Here is an 18,497-nt window from a genome sequence, read left to right on the forward strand (position 1 = left end):
GGCTAGGCCATCTCGAGATTGGCTGTGTCCGAGGCGACATGGCCATCGAGGAAACGGATCGTGCGCTGCGCACAGCCGGCAACATCGGCTTCGTGCGTGACCATCGCGATGGTCAGACCGAGCTCGGTATTCAACTGCGTCAGGAGCTCCATGATCTCGTGCGTGCGGGCGGTGTCGAGATTGCCGGTCGGTTCGTCGGCGACGAGCAGCGTCGGCCTGGTGACGATGGCGCGCGCGATCGCCACGCGCTGCTGCTGGCCGCCGGACAGCTCGGCCGGCGTATGATGCTCGCGGCCGATAAGGCCGACCTCGGCAAGTGCCTGCATGGCCAGGCCGCGGCGCTCGCGGGCACCGACGCCGCGATAGATCAGCGGCAGTTCGACATTCTCGGCCGCCGTGGTGCGCGGCAACAGATTATAGCCCTGGAAAACGAAGCCGACATAAAGATTGCGCAGCTGAGCACGGCGGTTGCGGTCGAGACGGCCGGCGTCGATGCCTTCGAAGCTGTAGGTCCCGGCCGTCGGCGTGTCGAGGCAGCCAATGATGTTCATGGCCGTCGATTTGCCCGAGCCGGACGGGCCCATGATGGCGACGAATTCGCCGCGCCTGATGGCGAGGTCGACGCCGGCCAGCGCATGCACCCGGGCTTCGCCCTGGCCATAGCTTTTGCAGACCTTGTCGAAGCCGATGAGGGTCGCGCCGGATGCCACGATCAGCTCCTCTGCTGCGAGGCGGTAATGACTTGCGCGCCTTCCTCGAGGCCGGAAACGATCTCGGTCAGTTCGCCATCTGTCGAGCCGACCTTGACGTTGACCGGATGCGGCCGCCCATTCTCCAGCACGTAGAGCGTGCGCGAGCCGTCGGTGGGCTTCGTCGCCGCCTGGCGCTGGCGGTTGCCTCCGGGGCGTCCCATGCGGCCAGTGAACAGGTCGGTGAGGCTCCAACCGCGCTCCGCCGTCTGCGCCGGCCGGTAGCGGAAGGCGATGGACGGCACGGTTAGCACGTTTTTGGCCTGCTTGGTGACGACCGAGACGGTGGCGGTCATGCCGGGCCGCAACAGAAGCTCGCTGTTGTCGACATCCAGCCTTGCATCGTAAGTGACGACGCCGTCGGTAGTGACCGAGGCATAGGAAATGTCGCGGATTTCGGCGTCGAATGGCCGTTCAGGGAACGCATCGACGGTGAAGCGCGCATGCTGGCCGGGTTTGACGGCGCCGATGTCGGCCTCGTCGACCGCAGCCTTCAGCTCCATGTTCTTCAGATCCGCTGCGATGACGAACAGCACCGGCGCCTGCAGCGACGAGGCGACCGTCTGGCCGGGGTCGACCGAGCGCGTCAATATGATGCCGTCGATGGGAGCGTAGATGGTGCTCTTGGCAAGATCCGTCTGCTGCGCCTTGAGATCGGCATTGGCCATGGCGAGGTTGGCTCTGGCGATATCGAGCGCCGCCTTCGAGCGGTCGCGCGTGGCGGTTGCCGCTTCAAGCGACTGGTCCGTCGCCATGCCGCGCTTGGTCAATTGCGCCGCGCGCACCAGGCCCTTTTCGTTTTCGGCCAGGGTCACGGTGGCGTCCTCGACGCTCGCCGCCTTGGCGGAGGCCTGGGCGCGCTCGATCTGGACCTCCAGCTTGGCAGTGTCGAGCGCGGCCAGCACATCGCCCTTCTTCACCAGCTGGTTCTCGTTGACCGAGACCGAGCGGACGACGCCGGAGAGTTCGCTGGAAATATCGACCTGGGTGAGGGGCTGCAGCGTGCCAGTAGCCGAAACCGCGACGGTAAGATCGGCCATGGCAGCCAGTGTCGTGGTATACTCGATCTTGGCGGGCGAGCCCGCGTACCACTCATAGCCGGCAAAAGCCGCGGCGACGGCAAGCAGTGCGAACACCGCGTAAAGCCAACCGCGACGGCGTTTTGTCTTCAGGCCCTGGTGGTCAAGCCCGAGCGCCGTCTCGATGGCGGAAGTGGAATCCGTCTTTGGCAGATTGACAATCTGGTCCACGCCGGACCCCTATGTTCAGTGATGTCCCATCAGTGCACAAATCAGGCCTAATGGTTCAAAATTCAAATTAAATTTCGCTCATGTTGGGAATGAGGCAGAGGACTTACTGAAATGCAGAAGCGGAATTACTTGCTTTACGACGTATTCACCACCACCCGGCTGGCCGGCAATCCGCTGGCCGTGGTACTCGACTGCGACGGGCTGGACGTTGCGGCGATGCAGGCGGTGGCGCGCGAGTTCAACCTGTCCGAAACCGTCTTCGTGCTGCCGCCCGACAACCCGAAGCACCGGGCCCGCATCCGAATCTTCACGCCTGACTATGAAATGCCGTTCGCCGGCCACCCAACTGTCGGCTCGGCGATAGCGCTCGCCGAAATGGCGGGAGAGGCCGCCGGCATCTTCGTGCTCGAGGAGAATATCGGCCCGGTGCGCTGCGCTGTCAGCAAGCACGATGGTTCGACCTTCGCCGAGTTCGACCTGGCAAAACTGCCGGCGCAGCTGGAATTGTCGGCCGATCGCGAGGCCATCGGCGCGGCCCTTGGCCTTGGGCCGCACGAGATCGGCTTCGAGAACCACCGCGTTTCATTCTGGTCGGCGGGCGTGCCCTACGTGACCATCCCCGTCGCTAATCTGGAGGCGGCTGCCCGGATCAGGCTGGACAACCAGGCGTGGTCGGAACTGGCACCACGCAAAAGCGAATGGGCCTTCGCCAGCCCCTATGTCTATTGCCGCGAGACGGTGCACCACGACAGTGCCTTCCATGTCCGCATGATGGTGCCCGGCAATCCGTCCTACGAAGACCCGGCGACCGGCTCGGCGGCGGCCGCGTTCGCCGGCGCGATCATGCATTTCGACGGCCCGACCGACGGCGTTTCACAACTGTGGATCGAGCAGGGGCTGGAGATGGGCCGGCCTTCGCGCATTCGCCTCGAACTGAATGTCGAAGGTGGCAAACTGACGGCCGCCCGCATCGGCGGCCATGCGGTCAAGGTGGCGGAAGGCAGGCTTTTCATCTGACCATGTGCGGCACTTGGGCAATTTGTCGGTAAATGAATCGGCAGGGCTGGACATGGCGGATGTCGGCGGCTATATGCCCGCCAACGCCGGTTTTTCCGGCCGAGTGGGTGCGTAGCTCAGTTGGTAGAGCAGCTGACTCTTAATCAGCGGGTCCACAGTTCAATCCTGTGCGCACCCACCAAAAATCTCCAGGATTTGGTGGAAGACCCTACAGCGGGATGTTTCGCGGCCGTCCCGTGGCTGCATTCATTCGAGTGCTATTGGATAGTTGGCCGCAGATAGCTGAGGATCGCTCGCGTTATGGCGAGGACGCCGTCGACGGCTTCGAAGCTTGTCTTGCTCTTGCCGACGATCCATTCGAGTTCAGGGGCTTTGGGCAGACGAAGCTCGCGACATAGTAGCCATCCAGAAAGCCAAAAGAGGTCCAATGATCTCGGATCTCCATCCGAATAATAGGGGAATTGGAAAAACAACCGAATAGGGCCGCCATATCCAAGCTTGAATTTGACATTCAATGTAACATCGCGACCAAATCTGTCTTCAAAAGTTCCACTGAAACTAAGATCCCTGGCATCGTAGTTATGCCATTGGCTGGCCAACCCCATGGAACCCCATGCCTTCAGGGTGTGGGCTTTTAGCTCCTTGCGGTTCGGGAATTTTGCCTCTTCAGGATCATAGCGAGTGGGCGGATCGATGTAGTCCGTCTCAGTTCTCCACTCCTCCGCAGCATTGCGAAGATCTTCAAAAGTCTGAACGATTTCCGGATTTGTCTTCTCGCCAGCGCAGATTGAAATCCGCCGCTGAGAAATCATCTCACACAGTTCCTCGACTGTATGGCCTGATCGCTCTGCCCAATCCTCCGTTGCCAGTATCCACGGCGAATTGTATGTCAGCCCGGCAAAGGCGCCGCTCGTGCTGTCGAAATCTCTGATGATCCGAGCAAGAATATCGCGAAGCCCCTGTTTGGGGTCTCCGAAGATCTGTGAGCGGTTGTTCATCAACGCGATCCGCGCTTGGCTCCGCCTTACTTCTCTGAGACCCCAGCCTCCGCAAAATTTGCCATGCGGGCGTGGCATTCGAGTGCCGAGCGGACGATGTTGACCGCCAGGCAGGCGCCGGAGCCTTCGCCGAGCCGCATGCCGAGATCGAGCAGCGGCGGCAGGCCCAGCGCTTCGAGCAGGCGGCGATGGCCGGATTCGGCCGAGACATGGGCCGCCAGTGTGTGGGCGAGGCCGGCAGGGCGCAGCTTTGCCAGCGGTGCGGCGGCCGCGGTACAAACGAAGCCGTCGAGCAGCACCGGCACGCCGAGATGGCGCGCCGCTAGTGTTGCGCCCAAGATCGCCGCAAGCTCGCGGCCGCCGAGGGCTGCCGCTACCTTCAGCGGATCGGCAAGCGCCGTGGCGTGGCGCTTCAGGCCGGCCTCGATGGCGACGATCTTGCGCACGAGGCCGGCGTCGTCGACGCCGGTGCCACGCCCGGTCCATCGCTCCGCGCCGCCGCCGAACAGCGCGGTCGAGATGGCTGCCGCCGGCGTGGTGTTGCCGATACCCATTTCGCCGAAGCAGACAAGGTCGAGATCCCTGCTGATCGCGTCGTAGCCTGCCGAGACGGCGGTGAGGAAGGCCTCGTCGTCCATCGCCGCGTCTTGCGTGAAATCGCCGGTCGGACGGTCGAGGTCGAGCGGGATAACATCGAGATCGGCGCCGGCGATGCGGGCAAGCTGGTTGATGGCGGCACCGCCGCCGGCGAAATTCGCCACCATCTGCACGGTGACTTCCGACGGGAAGGCCGACACCCCTTGCGCGGTGACGCCGTGATTGCCGGCGAAGACGAAGACCTTGACGCGGTCGAGCTTTGGCATGTCGCGGGCCTGCCAGCGCGCCAGCCAGGCGGCTATTGTCTCCAGCCGGCCAAGGCTGCCTTGCGGCTTGGTCAGCGTGTCCTGGCGGCGGGCGACGGCATTGGCGGCGGCGTCGCTGCCATTGGGCAGGTCGAGGCAGGCGGCGCGCAGTTCATCGAGCGATTTGAAAGGCATGGGGGCAAAATCTCCGAAACAGAGTCAGGAAAGGGAAACGGAAGCGACGAGCAGGATTGCGATCTCGCCGAGCTGCTGGAGGGCGCCGACGGTGTCGCCGGTCTGGCCGCCGATCTGGCTGATGCACAGCGCGCGGAAGGCGGCAAACAAAATCGCAAGCAGGATGAGGGCGAAAACGGCGGCGCCGAACCCAAGCGCCAGCAGCGCGACCGCACCGAGGACGGCACCGATGCCAGCGGTTTCGGCGGTAACTGTGCCTGCTTCGGCCGAGAGGCCGTCGCTTCGGGCCGGCGGCAAAAGGTGCATGAAGGCGCCGAGCAGGCCGCGCGAGGCCGCTTGCGCGGCAATGACGGCCCAGAAGACATGAGCCGGGCCGGCGAATCCAGAGAGCACGCTCCAGCGGATCAGCAGCGAGATGCTGAGTGCGCAGGCGCCGTAGGCACCGATGCGGCTGTCGCGCATGATCTCCAGTTTCCTGTCGCGCGTCTTGCCGCCGCCAAAGCCGTCGGCGACATCCGAAAGCCCGTCTTCATGCAGGCAGCCGGTGGCGAGCAGGATCGCGGCAAGGGTCAACGCTGCAGCAGGATCTCCGGCTAGGCCTAGCCTCGTGCCGACGGCGTAGACCAGGGCACCGGCCAGAGCGACGGCGAGACCGGCGACCGGTGCAGCCCAGATCGCAGCGGCAAGGCTGCGGCCACGAAACTCGGCTCTCGGCAACGGCAGCCGGGTGAAGAAGACGAGGCAAAGCGCGATGTCGTCGAGCAGCTGCCGTTGCGAGGGGATCTGGAGTTTGAGCATGATCTATTCCGAAAACCGGCTACCACTTTTCGGGATCATGCTCTCGCCCCTCGCAATGGCATGAAAGAACGTGCCGCTGACATTGCCGCGCCGGTAGCCCGACGCACCAAGCGGATTGCCTTGTCCGTCGGCGAGGTCGGCCAGCGGCTCGTCATTGCCGGTGGCAACCATCTGCGCGTAGTGGAATTCGTGGCCGCGAATCAGCGTGCCGTGGCTGCCGAGCGGGCACCCGGAACGCAGCCGCGCCTCGCGGTAGCCGAGATTCATCTTGCGCTTGGCGAAGCTGGTCGAATGACCGAGCAGGCCGAGCATCCGATGCGTCTCGCCCGACGCGTCCTCGAGCGCCTCGCCGAGCACCATGAAGCCGCCGCACTCACCATGCACCGGCCGCGTAGCGGCGAACCGCGCCGTGCCGGCCCTGAAATTCGCCGCGGCGGCGAGGCGGCCGGCATGAAGCTCGGGATAGCCGCCGGGCAGCCAGCAGACATCGCAATTGTCGCCAGGCGCTTCATCGGCGAGCGGCGAGAACGGGACGATCTCGGCGCCGGCCTTGCGCCAATGCGCAGCAACGTGCGGATAGAGGAAGGTAAAGGCGGCGTCCTCGGCGAGTGCGATGCGCTGGCCGGGGGGCGGCAGCGCGTTGCCGAAATTGCCCGGCGCGGGCGTGAATGGCGCCGCCAGCGCCATGATGGCGTCGAGGTCGAGCGAGCGCTCGACCATGTCGGCCAGCCGGTCGAGATGCGCCATCAGATTCTCATATTCGCCGGCCTGGACGAGGCCGAGATGGCGCTCGGGCAGGTTGAGCGAGGGATCGCGCAGGATAGCGCCGACGACAGGCAGGCCAAGTGCTTCGATGGCATCGCCACAAAGCCGGCGGTGGCGCTCGCTGCCGAGCCGGTTGAGCACGACCCCCGCCATGCGCACATCCGGATCGTAGGTGGCAAAACCCTTGGCGACGGCCGCTGCCGTGGTCGATTGGCCGGAGACATCGAGCACCAGCAGCACCGGCAGGCCGTAGAGCCGGGCAAGGTCGGCAGCCGAGCCGGACCGTCCTGAAGCAGCCGGAATCCCGTCGAACAGGCCCATGGCGCTTTCGAGGAAGATAAAATCGGCATCTTCGGTCGCGTCGCCGGCCAGTGCGTTGAGCAGGGCAGGCGGCATTGCCCAACTGTCGAGATTGACGCCGGACAGGCCGGTGGCTGCGGCGTGGAAGCCGGGATCGATATAGTCCGGGCCGGATTTGGCGCCGCGCACCTTCAGGCCGCGCCGGGCGAGCGCGCGCAGAATGCCGATGGTGACGCTGGTCTTGCCCGAGCCCGAGCGCGGCGCGCCGATGATGATGGCGCGGGTCATGACTCACCTGCCAATGCCGCGCGCATCGCGACGATGCCGCCAACGACGATCAGCGCCGGCGAGGTCAGACCGGCGGCCGCTGCCTCTTCCGCAATGGTGGCGAGCGTGGCGACGACGATCCGTTCCTGCGGTGTCGTCGCAGCGACAATTACCGCGGCGGGCGTCGAAGGCGCCAGCCCGCCCTCAAGCAGCGAGGCGGCGATCAGCGGCAGATTGGCCATGCCCATATAGATGACCACCGGCTGGCCGGTACGGGCGATGGCCGCCCAGTCGAGATCGTCATCGGTGCCGGCGGCGTGACCGGTCGCCAGGATCAGCGCCTTGTTGATGCCGCGCATGGTGCCGGGAATGCCGGTGGCGGCCAACGCGCTGAGGCCGGACGTCAGGCCAGGCAGGATGTGGAACGGGATGGTTTCCCCGGCCAGCGCCAGCGCCTCTTCGCCGCCACGCCCGAAAATATAGGGGTCGCCGCCCTTCAGCCTGACGACGCGCCGGCCCTCGCGCGCCAGCCGGACCAGCAGAGCGGTGATGTCGTCCTGCTTCATCGATGGTTTGCCACCGCGCTTGCCGGCATAGAACAGTTCCGCGCCCTCGGCGACGGCGACGACTTCGGGCGAGACCAGCGCGTCATAAACCAGCGCGTCGCACTGTCCGAGGGCGGCCAGCACTTCCAGCGTCAGGCAGCCGGGATCGCCAGGGCCGGCGCCGGCCAGCCAGACATGTCCGGGCTCCAGCTGGCGCGGCTTGAAGTTCAGCCGGGTGAGCGCCTGCTCGACAGTAGTGTTTCTATTGCTGCCGCTCACGATCCGTCTCGTCCGCGAAAACGCCGCTGGTAGTGGGCGTCGTAAAGTGAACTTTCACTAAAATCTTCCGCCGCCAGCGAGCGGCCGACGAAGATGATCGCCGTGCGTTCCATCGGATCCGCGCCTAGCTGCGCCTCAATGGTCGCCAGCGTGCCGGTCAACACCCGCTCGTCCGGCCAGGAGGCGCGGAAGACGACCGCGACTGGGCAGTCGGCGCCGTAGTAGGGCGTCAGCTCGGCGACGACGCGGTCGACAGCGTGGATGGCGAGGTGGATGGCGAGCGTGGCGCCGGTGCGGCCGAAGCCGGCCAGTGTTTCTCCGGGCGGCATTTTCGAGGCGCGGCCGGAGATGCGGGTCAGCACCAGGCTTTGCGCGACTTCCGGAATGGTCAGCTCGCGGCGCAGCGCGGCGGCCGCGGCGGCAAAAGACGGCACGCCCGGCGTCAGCGTGTAAGGGATGCCGTGCTTTTCCAGCCGGCGGATCTGCTCGGCAACGGCGCTCCACACGGAAAGGTCGCCTGAATGGAGGCGGGTGACATCATGGCCGGCCGCGTGGGCTGCCAGATATTCGGCCTCGATCTCGTCGAGTGACATCGGCGCGGTGTCGATCAACATCGTTCCGGGCGCGCAGTGCTGCAACAGCTCCGGCGCGACGATCGATCCGGCATAGAGGCAGACGGGACAACTGCCGAGCAGACGGCTCCCGCGCAAGGTGATCAGATCGGCGGCACCCGGGCCGGCGCCGATGAAATGGACGGTCATACCGCATCTCCGCTGATGGCGATGGCGCAGGTGACAGCACCGAGCACGGTGCGTGGTCCGAGCAGTTTTGCGCCTTTGCCGGCGGCGGCAAGCGCGGAGGCTTCGGAAACCGACGGCGTGCCGGCGTGCTCCTGTGATAGGTTGGAGTGGCTGGTTGTAGATGCAGCTTTGAGTTCGTCCTGCTCGACAACGATCACCGGAAGGCGGAGTTCGCGTCCGGCGGCGAAGATTGCCGCTTCATCCTGCTTGAGAGACGCGGTCGCGAGCGCCGAAAGCGCGGGCAGGGCAAGCCCGTGCGCCTCCAGCGCGGTTTCTACCGCAGCAAGCACGTCGCGTGCGCTGACGCCTTTGCGGCTGCCGATGCCCGCGACCATCATGGCTTCACCCAGCTCCATTGGGTGACCGGCATAGCCGGCCACCAAGCCTGCATCGAACCGACCGGCGAAGCACGGGATATGGCGATGCGGGTGAGCTCGCCGCCGAGCGCAGCGTGACGGGAAAGCAGCAGTGCCTCCATCTCCAGCGTCACCGCGTTGGCGACGAGGCGGCCGCCGGCGGGTAAGGCATCGATGGCTCTTTCCAGCACGCCGGCATCGCTGCCGCCGCCGCCGATGAAGATCGCCGCCGGCGTTTCCAGTCCGGCAAGAGCTTGCGGTGCCGAACCTTCAACGACGGCGAGACCGGGAACGCCGCAGGCCGCGGCGTTGTGTCGGATGCGCGCGGCGCGGGCCGGATCGGCTTCGACGGCGATGGCGCGCATGGAGGGATGCGCGAGCATCCATTCGACGCCGATGGAGCCGGAGCCGGCGCCAATGTCCCACAGCAGTTCGCCGCGCCTTGGCGCGAGAGCGGACAGGGTGACGGCGCGCACTTCGCGCTTGGTGATCTGGCCGTCGTGCTCGAACAAACGATCGGCAAGGCCCGATGTCAGCGGCAGGACGCGTGCTTGCGGGGTCGAATCAACTTCGATTGCGAGCACGTTGAGTGGGTTGATCTTTTCGAGGTCGAAAGCGCCGGCGTTCGCCGAGCGCAGCCTTTCGTTCTGCCCACCCAGCGCCTCCAGAACCGTCAACCGCGAGGCGCCGAAGCCGAGTTGGGTCATGAGACGGGCAATCGCGTCCGGTGCATCGCTATCCGAGGTCAGCGCCAGAATGCGGGTGCAAGGATGCAGCAACGGCCGGATCAGGTCGAGCGGGCGGCCATGCAGCGAAATGGTCTCGACGTCCTGTAGCGCCCAGCCCAAGCGTGAGGCGGCCAGCGAGAAGGCCGAGGGCGCGGGGATCACCCGCATATCCTCCGCCGCGACCTTGCGGGCGAGGGTGACGCCGACACCGTGGTAGAAGGGATCGCCGGAGGCCAGCACGCAGACGCGTCTGCCGGAGAGCGCCAGCACGTCGCGCATTTCGGCATCGAAAGGCGTCGGCCAGGCGCGCGCTTCACCTTTGGCGAGCGATGCGACGAGGGCCAGGTGGCGCTTGCCGCCGAAAACGAATTCGGCACCCGCGATCAACTGCTTGGCCTCGTCGCCGAGACCCGCTACACCGTCCTCGCCGATGCCGATGATCGTGAGCCATTTTGGAGTGAGCACGGCGGCGCGCGGACCTTCAGCAGGCATGATGACCCACCGCATTCTGATCCTCGGCGGAACCACCGAAGCCCGGCAGGTGGCCGGAATACTCTCGGTGCGCTCCGATCTCGCGATTACGCTGTCGCTGGCCGGCCGCACTGAAAACCCGGCCGCGCAAGGCGTGCCGGTGCGGGTTGGCGGCTTTGGTGGCGTCGACGGGCTGGCGTTGTATCTCCACGAGACGGACGTCGACCTGCTGATCGACGCCACGCATCCCTATGCGGCGCAGATCTCCGCCAATGCGGCGAAAGCAGCGCGCCGATCCGGCGTGCCGATCGTTGCGCTCAAGCGCCCAGGCTGGGAGCCTGCCGAAGGTGACCAGTGGACGCTGGTCGACGGTGTTACCAGCTCGGTGACGGCGCTGGGATCGGCGCAGCGCCGCGTGTTCCTGGCGCTCGGACGGCAGGAGATCACTGCCTTCGAGGCTGCACCCCAGCACCACTATCTCATCCGTAGCGTCGATCCGGTCGAACCAAGACTTACTGTGCCCGACGCGACCTATCTCTTGGCGCGCGGGCCGTTCCAGGAGCCGGACGAACACTCGCTGCTTCAAGAGCACCGCATCGATGTCGTCGTTTCCAAAAACAGCGGCGGCGAAGCGACCTACGGCAAGATCGCCGCAGCGCGGGCGCTCGGCATCGAGGTGGTCATGATCCGCAGGCCGGCGTTGCCGGACGTCACGTCGGCTGAGACGGTCGAATCTCTTGCCGCGATGGTCGATCATTTTCTGGTCGGTCATGTTCTTGGGCCCGCTGCCGACCGCGGCGTGTAGACCAGCGCTGGTTTTTCACCGCGCTTGATGATCCGGGTTTCCGGTGAACCGATGATGATGCAGGTGGCCATGTCGGCCTTTTGCGCATCGGCTTCCGCCAGCAAGAAAACTTCGATGCGCTCGTCGGGACGGCCGGCGGCGCGACCGAAGATCACCGGCGTGGTGCCGGGCAGGATCGCGGCAAGGCATTCGAAGGCGCGGCCGAGTTGCCAGGGGCGCGCCTTGCTGATCGGATTGTAGAGCGCGATGACGAAGCCGGCGCCCGCCGCGGCCAGCAGGCGCAGCTCGATCAAATCCCACGGCTTCAGATTGTCTGACAGCGAGATGGCGCAGAAATCATGGCCGAGCGGCGCGCCGATGCGGGCGGCGACGGCGAGCATGGCGGTGATGCCAGGCACGATGGCGATGTCGACCGCGCGCCACTCGACCGGCCCCGCCTCGATCGCCTCGCAGACGGCCGCCGCCATGGCGAAGACGCCGGGATCGCCGCCCGATACGACCGCGACATCGTGGCCTTCCGCAGCCTTCAGCAGCGCGTCCCTGGAGCGCGCTAGCTCCTCGCGATTGTCGGAAGCGACGCGAATCTGGTCGGGACGCAGATCAAGCCGGTCAAGATAAGGCTTGTAGCCGTAGAAGAATTTCGCCTCGGCGACGGCCCGGTTCGCTTCCGGCGTCACCTGGTCGGCGTTGCCAGGCCCCAGGCCGATGACGGTCAGGCGGCCGCTCATGCTTCGGCTCCCAATGCGCTTGGCCGCCCCGACCAGCCGGCGACCAGCACGATGGCGAAATAAGGCGCCTGGTCGTTCTTTTTGTCGGCAAGCCGCATCGAGACGCCGCCCGGCATGGTGCCGCGCTCGACATAGATGGCCCGCGGCAGCTTGTCGGTTGCCTCCAGCGCCCGCCTGATCTTGGGCAAGTTGCGGCCGACCTTCATGATTACGGCGGCATCGGTGTCGGCGAGGCGGCGCGTCAGCTCGAATTCGCTCATCGTGCCCGGCAACACAGTCAGCACGTCGTCGCCCTGGACGATCGGTAGGCCGGTCGCCGACCAGCAGCCGGACATGGCGGTGACGCCGGGAATGACTTCGGTCGGAAAGCGATGCGCCAGCCTGACATGCAGATGCATGTAGGAGCCGTAGAAAAGCGGGTCGCCTTCCGAGAGCACCGCAACCATCCTGCCGGCGCTGAGGTGCTCGGCAACCTTTTCGGCCGACTGCTCGTAGAAATCGGTGATCTGCGAGCGGTAGTCGCCGTGGTCCTTGTCGATCTCGGTTGTCACCGGATAGAGCAGCGGCAACTCTATCAAATCAGCGCGAAAATGGGCTCCGACAATGGCGCGCGCGTTGCTGTTGTTGCCGCGCTTGGCGAAATGCGCAACGACATCGGCCTCAGCCAGCGCGCGCACTGCCTTCAGCGTCAAAAGTTCTGGGTCGCCAGGACCGGTGCCAACGCCGACCAGCCGACCTTTTGCGATCGCATTCATAGGCCCGGCCTCGCCAAAGCGTTGAGCGCGGCGGCGGTCATGGCGCTGCCGCCCAGCCGGCCGCGCACGATGGCGAAGGGCACGCCATAGCAATTTTCGGCCAGCGCATCCTTCGATTCGGCGGCGCCGACAAACCCGACCGGCATGCCGATGATCGCCGCCGGCTTCGGCGCGCCGTCGCGCAGCTTTTCCAGCAGATAAAAGAGGGCGGTCGGCGCATTGCCGATGGCGACGACCGAACCGGCCATGCGCTCGCCCCACAGGTCGATCGCCGCGGCCGAGCGGGTGTTGCCGATTTTTCTCGCGATGTCGGCGGTCCGCGGATCGCGCAGCGTGCAGATCACTTCGTTGCCGGCCGGCAGCCGGGCGCGCGTGACGCCATGCGAGACCATCTGTGCGTCGCAGAAGATCGGCGCGCCGGCGCTCAACGCTGTGCGCGCAGCGGCGACGAAATCGCGTGAGAAAACGAAATGCCGCGCAGCCTCGACCTGGCCGCATGCATGGATCATGCGGATAGCGACGTCGGCCTCGGCTTCGGAAAAGCGCGACAGGTCGGCCTCGGCGCGGATGATGGCGAAGGAGCGCTCATAGATCGCTGTGCCATCATGAATATAGTCGTAGGTGATGGGGTTCTGGGCGGGCATGCTCATTCCTGTCGGTAAGCTTTGACGACGCCGGCCGTGCCAAGCCTTGCAAGGCAGGCGGCGGCAGTCTGGCCTCGGAGTCGTTTTCTGCGGATTGCCGCTGCAATGCCGCCGATGCCGCGCGAGGCGTCATCGCCCGGCCTGTATCCGGCAGGAAACATCTTAGCCGTCCCGTCCACGACAAGTCCGGCTCCGTTTTCGCTACCGACCAATGTCAGCGCCGCCGGACCGGGATGGGCGCAGCCCTTGGCGCAGCCGGAGATGTGCAGCGTCAAGGAAGAATCGAAGATGTCGCGGTTTTCCACGGCGATGGTCTCGGCGATTTCGCGCGTCGCGATGCGGCCGGAGGCACAGGCGGGAGCACCCGGGCAAGCGGCGATTTTCGTGCGCGGGTCGGCGGCGTCGGTGACGAAGCCGAGGGTTGCGGCGGCTTGGTGGAGCGGCGGGCAGGCCGCTGGCGCGAGGCCGAGGAAAACCAGCGCGCGGCCCGGCGCCAGGCGGATTTCGGTGGCGCCAAGGGCCAGCGCGCTCTGCGCGAGAGCGATGATCTGGTTCGCCGGCATGCTGCCGAAGGGTAGGCCGATGCCGAGGGCGGTTCCGGCTGCAGCCAAGTCGAAAACTCCGATGGGCCGGCGATCCTTCGCGCCCCCCTCTGTCCTGCCGGACATCTCCCCCACTTGGGGGGAGATCGGCAGCTTCGCCGGTGGCTCACTCTTAGCATGCTTATCGATTGGCGAAAGCTGAGATGAGGGCGCAATCTCCCCCCAAGTGGGGGAGATGTCCGGCAGGACAGAGGGGGGCGCGAAGGATCGCCAATTTGCCAGAGATCTCAGCTGTCTTTCTGTCAAATCCCGCGCATGGGCATCGCGCCCCTTTTCGGCAACCATCCTTAGGATCGCAACGGCGATGTCGCAGGCCGCATCTTCCTCGGCCATGACGAGTAGCGTCGCAGTCTGACCGCCGCCGGCGATAGCCACCTGCCATTGCGTCCCCGCATCGGTCCGCACCGCAGCCAGCCTGGCATCGGCCGTCACTGCATCCAAGGTCAGCTGTCCGCCACCGTCGACAATCACCGAGACCTTCGGGCCAAGACGCTGCGTGACGCCGGCGTCCTCGATTGCCGCCCGAATCCGCTCCGCTAGCGGGCGCGGATCGGCGATTTCCTGCGGGTCGAGCCCGGCCAGCGGACCAGTCTCGACCGGCACGCCGGTGCGAACGGCAACACCCAGCGCATCGACCTCCATCGCCAGCAGCCGGGCGCTTTCGGGCGTCAGGCCGCGTATCTGCAAGCTGCCGCGGGCGGTCACTTCCATAATGCCGTTGCCGTGGCGCAGGGCGGATTCGCAGAGTCCGATCAACGACTTCGGCAACAGTCCTCCAGCGACCGGATTGAGCCGCACCAGCAGCCCGTCGCCGGTTTGCATCGGTGCCGACAAAGCAGGGCAGGCGCTGCGTCGGGAGAAAGCGTTCATGCCGCCACCCCAAGCGCCTGGGCTTCGGCAATCAGTGCGGCGAGATCGTCATCGATCGAATTGCGCAGCGGATGCCACAGACCGCGCCGTCGTGCCGACATGAAACGTTCGGCCATGACCTTCGCCGCCGACGGGTTCTCGCGCAGGATGAAGGCGCGGACAACGGGGTCGCCGAGATAGGCGTCGTGCACGGCCTCGATCAGCGCGCCAGATATGGCATGAGTGGTCTCGGCAAAGCCGACAAGCCGGTCGACCGTCTCGGCGAATTCCGAGGCGCCGCGCGGCCCGTGGCGCATCTGGCCGGCAATGAAGCGCGGATTGACGGCGCGTGCCCGTACGACGCGGGATACGGCGTCCCCAACCGAGCGTGGCTTGGGCTTTTGCGGATCCGTGGTGTCGAGCACGATCACGTCAGCGTTTTTGCCGAGCGCGGCAAGCGCTGCCGAAAAGCCGCCGATAAAGGCGACGTCGGCCGAGCCTTCGAGGATGTCGCGGCCGGGATCGTCGCCGGTATGAACCAGAAGGTCGGCCTCAGCGATGCGGCCCTCAAAAGCGCCGGGCGCCGAAATGCCTTCGCCCTCGGCGCCGCCATAGGCATGCGAGGTGGCGGCGAGATAGGCGCGGCCGATCTCTTCGCGCGCGGCCCAGTCGCCGCTTGATAGCAAGTCCTCGATGCCGGCGCCGTAAGTGCCGGGCGAGGTGCCGAATATGCGCGGGCTGATCTTGCCGTCTGCACGGGTTCTCGCCGCCAGCGGGTTTTCCGAATCGTCCTCGTCGCGGGTCGCGACGGCGTTGGCGGCGGCATCGATCAGCGCGATCTGGGTTGGGAACATGTCGCGGAACAGGCCGGATATGCGCCAGGTGACGTCGACGCGCGGGCGGCCGAGCGTTGCCGGCGGCAGCACCTCGATGCCGGTGATGCGGCCGGTGGCGGAATCCCATTGCGGCCGGCAGCCCATCAGCGCCAGGCCTTGCGCGATCTCCTCACCGCCGGTGCGCAGCGAGGCCGAGCCCCAGAGGTCGATGACCAGCGAGCGCGGCCAGTCGCCATGCGATTGCATGTAGCTGCGGACGACTTCTTCCGCTGCCACCTTGCCCAGATCATAGGCGGTCGGCGTCGGCATGGTGCGTGGGTCGGCGGTAAACAAATTGCGGCCGGTGGGCAGCACATCGCGCCGGCCACGCGCCGGTGCACCGGCCGGACCGGCGGCGACATGGCGGCCGTCGAGGGCCGCGATGAGTGCTACTTTCTCGGCTGCCGCACTCTGCTCGCGCAAAGGATCGGTTTCGCCCTCAGGCGAGCGACCGTAGATATGCAGGCCGTCCTTGATGGCGAAATCCTTGAGATCGCAGAGCCAGGCGTCGATGCGGCGCAAGGCTTCGTCGGCTGCGTCGGTCCTGGCGACGCCGGCCTCTGAGGCGAGGCCGGTCTTTTCCGCAGTCTCGACGATCAGCTTCGCCAGGCGGTCGCGGCGGCGGCGGTCGAGCCCGTCGGCCTGGGCATATTCGTCAACCAGTCGCTCGAGTTTATGCTGCTCTTCGTCCAGCCCGGCGCCGGTCAGCGGCGGCGGCAGATGGCCAAGCGTGACGGCGGCAATGCGTCGCTTGGCTTGTGCTGCCTCGCCGGGGTTGGAGACGATGAAAGGATAAATGACGGGCAGGGGGCCGGTGACGATTTCGGGAAAGCAGTTTTCGCTGAGCGCCACGGTCTTGCCGGGCAGCCACTCCAGCGTGCCGTGGGCGCCGACATGGATAATTGCATGGATGCCGAGCGACTTACGCAGCCACAAGCCAAAGGCGATCAGTGCATGGCGCGGCGGCAGTGTCGGGTCGTGATAGTCGGCGCGGCGGTCGGCTGAGCGCCCGCGATCAGGGGCGAGGGCTACGGTGATATTGCCGAAGGTGGCGGCGCGGAAGGGGAATTTTGCGGTGGTGGGCGCTTGGACACCCCCCTCTGCCCTGCCGGACATCTCCCCTTCAAGGGGGGAGATTGGCAGTTCGGCTGCCGGCTCTCCCTTAACGCCCTTGGTAGTTGGCGAAAGCAGAGACAACAGCGCAATCTCCCCCCTCGAAGGGGAGATGTCCGGCAGCACAGAGGGGGGTGCCTCGCGCGAACCTGTCTCATCATCCGTATTCCCCCATGCGGCCTCCACCGCAGCGATGGCCGCCGGCGGCAATTCCTTCGAGAAGGTCAGATAATCCTGCAAAGCCAGTCCCTGGTCGGCTGGCTCCAGCACCTCCAGCAACTGACGCGGCGTTTGCGGAATCCCTTCAACGGCGTAGCCCTGTTCGCTCAGGTCGTGCAGCATCGCCAGCACGCTGGACGGCACGTCGAGACCGACGGCATAGCCGGTGCGGCCGGGCGCGCTCGGATAGTCGGGGATCAGGATGGCGAGCTTGCGCTCCGCACGCGGCGTCCGCTGCAGACGCACGAAGGCCTCGATACGGTTCGCGACCTGCGCCACGCGGTCAGGCTCTGGCCGGTTGGCGAAGGCGCGGAAGGCCAATGCCGGATCGATCTCGCTTTCGCTCTTGAAGGAAATGGCGCCGGCCAGGATGCGGCCGTCGAGCTCGGGCAGGACGACATGCATGGCAAGGTCGGCGGGCGCCAGGCCGCGCTGGTTGTTCTGCCAGATGTCGCGGCGGGTGGTCGCGACGACGACCTGGAACACCGGCACTCCGGCGCGGTCGAACAGCGTCTCGACGCCGGGTTCGGCGCCCGAGGCGAAAGCTGTGGCGGTGATGATGGCGGCAGGGTTCAGCGCGGCAAACGCGGTTTCGACAAAGGCGAGCGATGCCGCGTCCTTGAGGCTGGAGACGAAGATGGGGACCGGCGCTATGCCACGCTGCCCGAGCGCCTCGACAAGCGCATCGATGGGCGCGACATCGGCGGCGAGCAGCATCGAGCGGTAGAACAGGATGGGGATGATGGGGGCGGGTTCGGCGGACGGTAGGTTTAGGCTGCGTTCCGTCGCGCCCCCCTCTGTCCTGCCGGACATCTCCTCCACAAGGGGGGAGATCGCCTGGTCATCGTCGCCTTCGTCAATGTTCGATGTTGCAGAAGTCGCGAGACGGTCAGTGACAGCCGATCTCCCCCCTTGTGGGGGAGATGTCCGGCAGGACAGAGGGGGGCGCGAAGGAATGCCGACGCTTGATAAGTCCATTCTTTCTATAACGCCGCGTCCCGGCTCATAAAATCCCGCCTTTGGCACGCTGACAGGTTCAGCGACCGCCGCACCCGATCCGGCGAGACTTGCCAACCTCTGCACCAGCGCCGTCATATTCGCCGGGCCACCTTCGCGGAAATAGTCGAGCAGACCATCAAGTTCCTGGCGCGGCAGCGTCGAGCCTTCGATCAGCCGCAAATCCTCGTCGTGGCTCTCGCCCGGTAGGAGCGCCAGCTTAATACCGCGATTTCGCGCGACAACGGCAAGCTGGTCGCAGCCGTAGCGCCACCAGTCGTAACCGCCGAGGATGCGGACCAGGACGACCTTGGCGTGGCGGGCGACGCTGTCGATCCAGAGGTCGACGGACATCGGGTGGCGCAGGTCGCGCAAGGCGGCGAGCCGCATCGACGGCAGGCGGTCCGCATCTGCCTTCCACGCCGCCGCCAGCCCGGCGAGGTCGCTGTCGGTGAAGGACAGCGCCACGACATCCGCAGGCGTTTGCCTGAGATCGACAGGCTCGGCGAGATCGTCGAGCGAGGCGGATGTGGTGGTGAGGATGTGCATCG

17 protein-coding genes and 1 tRNA gene are annotated in these 18,497 nt (G+C 66.0%); 3 read left to right on the forward strand and 15 right to left on the reverse strand.

Annotation, left to right across the window (positions count from 1 at the left end; genetic code table 11):
• Positions 1-2 precede the first annotated feature (2 nt).
• Both NKJ93_RS15775 and NKJ93_RS15780 read right to left on the reverse strand, forming a co-directional pair.
• A complete protein-coding gene (locus tag NKJ93_RS15775) occupies positions 3-710 on the reverse strand; it encodes an ABC transporter ATP-binding protein (protein WP_352495192.1) in 708 nt (235 codons plus the stop codon).
• Between the two features lie 2 nt (positions 711-712).
• Positions 713-1,999: an efflux RND transporter periplasmic adaptor subunit gene (locus NKJ93_RS15780; protein ID WP_352590047.1), complete on the reverse strand. Its 1,287-nt coding sequence runs from the start codon at positions 1,997-1,999 to the stop codon at positions 713-715.
• A gap of 111 nt (positions 2,000-2,110) precedes the next feature.
• Between NKJ93_RS15780 and NKJ93_RS15785 the strand changes: the two genes are divergently transcribed.
• On the forward strand, positions 2,111-3,016 hold the full coding sequence (locus NKJ93_RS15785; RefSeq protein WP_352590049.1) for a PhzF family phenazine biosynthesis protein: 906 nt from the start codon (positions 2,111-2,113) through the stop codon (positions 3,014-3,016).
• A 105-nt stretch (positions 3,017-3,121) separates the two neighbouring features.
• Positions 3,122-3,197: transfer RNA gene (locus NKJ93_RS15790), tRNA-Lys, on the forward strand.
• Positions 3,198-3,273: 76 nt separating this feature from the next.
• Here the strand turns inward: NKJ93_RS15790 and NKJ93_RS15795 are convergent.
• The 8 genes from NKJ93_RS15795 to cbiE are packed head-to-tail and all read right to left on the reverse strand — an operon-like array spanning position 3,274 to position 10,381.
• The gene (locus NKJ93_RS15795) at positions 3,274-4,014 is read right to left on the reverse strand and encodes a hypothetical protein (RefSeq protein ID WP_352590052.1); all 741 of its coding nucleotides are present in this window, start codon (positions 4,012-4,014) and stop codon (positions 3,274-3,276) included.
• A 26-nt stretch (positions 4,015-4,040) separates the two neighbouring features.
• Positions 4,041-5,051: a nicotinate-nucleotide--dimethylbenzimidazole phosphoribosyltransferase gene (gene cobT / locus NKJ93_RS15800; RefSeq protein WP_352590055.1), complete on the reverse strand. Its 1,011-nt coding sequence runs from the start codon at positions 5,049-5,051 to the stop codon at positions 4,041-4,043.
• 24 nt (positions 5,052-5,075) lie between these two features.
• Positions 5,076-5,849 carry an adenosylcobinamide-GDP ribazoletransferase gene (gene cobS / locus NKJ93_RS15805; RefSeq protein ID WP_352590058.1) on the reverse strand — a complete coding sequence of 258 codons (774 nt, stop codon included), beginning with the start codon at positions 5,847-5,849 and terminating at the stop codon, positions 5,076-5,078.
• A 3-nt stretch (positions 5,850-5,852) separates the two neighbouring features.
• The gene (locus NKJ93_RS15810) at positions 5,853-7,202 is read right to left on the reverse strand and encodes a cobyrinic acid a,c-diamide synthase CobB (RefSeq protein WP_352590061.1); all 1,350 of its coding nucleotides are present in this window, start codon (positions 7,200-7,202) and stop codon (positions 5,853-5,855) included.
• Complete coding sequence (cobA, locus tag NKJ93_RS15815; protein ID WP_352496380.1) at positions 7,199-8,005, reverse strand: uroporphyrinogen-III C-methyltransferase; 807 nt, start codon at positions 8,003-8,005, stop codon at positions 7,199-7,201. The genes NKJ93_RS15810 and cobA overlap by 4 nt, the downstream gene beginning before the upstream one ends.
• On the reverse strand, positions 8,002-8,766 hold the full coding sequence (gene cobM, locus NKJ93_RS15820) for a precorrin-4 C(11)-methyltransferase (protein ID WP_352496381.1): 765 nt from the start codon (positions 8,764-8,766) through the stop codon (positions 8,002-8,004). Before cobM ends, cobA begins: the two co-directional genes overlap by 4 nt.
• Positions 8,763-9,143, reverse strand: a complete 381-nt coding sequence (locus tag NKJ93_RS15825; RefSeq protein ID WP_023720761.1) for a cobalamin biosynthesis protein — start codon at positions 9,141-9,143, stop codon at positions 8,763-8,765. The genes cobM and NKJ93_RS15825 overlap by 4 nt, the downstream gene beginning before the upstream one ends.
• The gene (cbiE, locus tag NKJ93_RS15830) at positions 9,140-10,381 is read right to left on the reverse strand and encodes a precorrin-6y C5,15-methyltransferase (decarboxylating) subunit CbiE (RefSeq protein WP_352590064.1); all 1,242 of its coding nucleotides are present in this window, start codon (positions 10,379-10,381) and stop codon (positions 9,140-9,142) included. Before cbiE ends, NKJ93_RS15825 begins: the two co-directional genes overlap by 4 nt.
• 1 nt (position 10,382) lies before the next feature.
• On the opposite strand from cbiE, the gene NKJ93_RS15835 reads away from it, so the two are divergent.
• Positions 10,383-11,165: a cobalt-precorrin-6A reductase gene (locus tag NKJ93_RS15835; RefSeq protein WP_352590067.1), complete on the forward strand. Its 783-nt coding sequence runs from the start codon at positions 10,383-10,385 to the stop codon at positions 11,163-11,165.
• On the opposite strand, the gene NKJ93_RS15840 is transcribed toward NKJ93_RS15835, so the two are convergent.
• The 5 genes from NKJ93_RS15840 to NKJ93_RS15860 are packed head-to-tail and all read right to left on the reverse strand — an operon-like array spanning position 11,129 to position 18,495.
• Complete coding sequence (locus tag NKJ93_RS15840) at positions 11,129-11,893, reverse strand: precorrin-3B C(17)-methyltransferase (RefSeq protein WP_352590069.1); 765 nt, start codon at positions 11,891-11,893, stop codon at positions 11,129-11,131. The two genes, NKJ93_RS15835 and NKJ93_RS15840, sit on opposite strands and share 37 nt — an antisense overlap.
• A complete protein-coding gene (locus tag NKJ93_RS15845) occupies positions 11,890-12,648 on the reverse strand; it encodes a precorrin-2 C(20)-methyltransferase (RefSeq protein WP_352590071.1) in 759 nt (252 codons plus the stop codon). Before NKJ93_RS15845 ends, NKJ93_RS15840 begins: the two co-directional genes overlap by 4 nt.
• Positions 12,645-13,298, reverse strand: a complete 654-nt coding sequence (locus NKJ93_RS15850) for a precorrin-8X methylmutase (RefSeq protein WP_352590074.1) — start codon at positions 13,296-13,298, stop codon at positions 12,645-12,647. The genes NKJ93_RS15845 and NKJ93_RS15850 overlap by 4 nt, the downstream gene beginning before the upstream one ends.
• Complete coding sequence (gene cobG, locus NKJ93_RS15855) at positions 13,295-14,764, reverse strand: precorrin-3B synthase (protein ID WP_352590077.1); 1,470 nt, start codon at positions 14,762-14,764, stop codon at positions 13,295-13,297. Before cobG ends, NKJ93_RS15850 begins: the two co-directional genes overlap by 4 nt.
• Positions 14,761-18,495, reverse strand: a complete 3,735-nt coding sequence (locus NKJ93_RS15860) for a cobaltochelatase subunit CobN (protein WP_352590080.1) — start codon at positions 18,493-18,495, stop codon at positions 14,761-14,763. The genes cobG and NKJ93_RS15860 overlap by 4 nt, the downstream gene beginning before the upstream one ends.
• Positions 18,496-18,497 lie beyond the last annotated feature (2 nt).

Source organism: Mesorhizobium sp. M0028 (assembly GCF_040323855.1).
Taxonomy (GTDB): domain Bacteria; phylum Pseudomonadota; class Alphaproteobacteria; order Rhizobiales; family Rhizobiaceae; genus Mesorhizobium.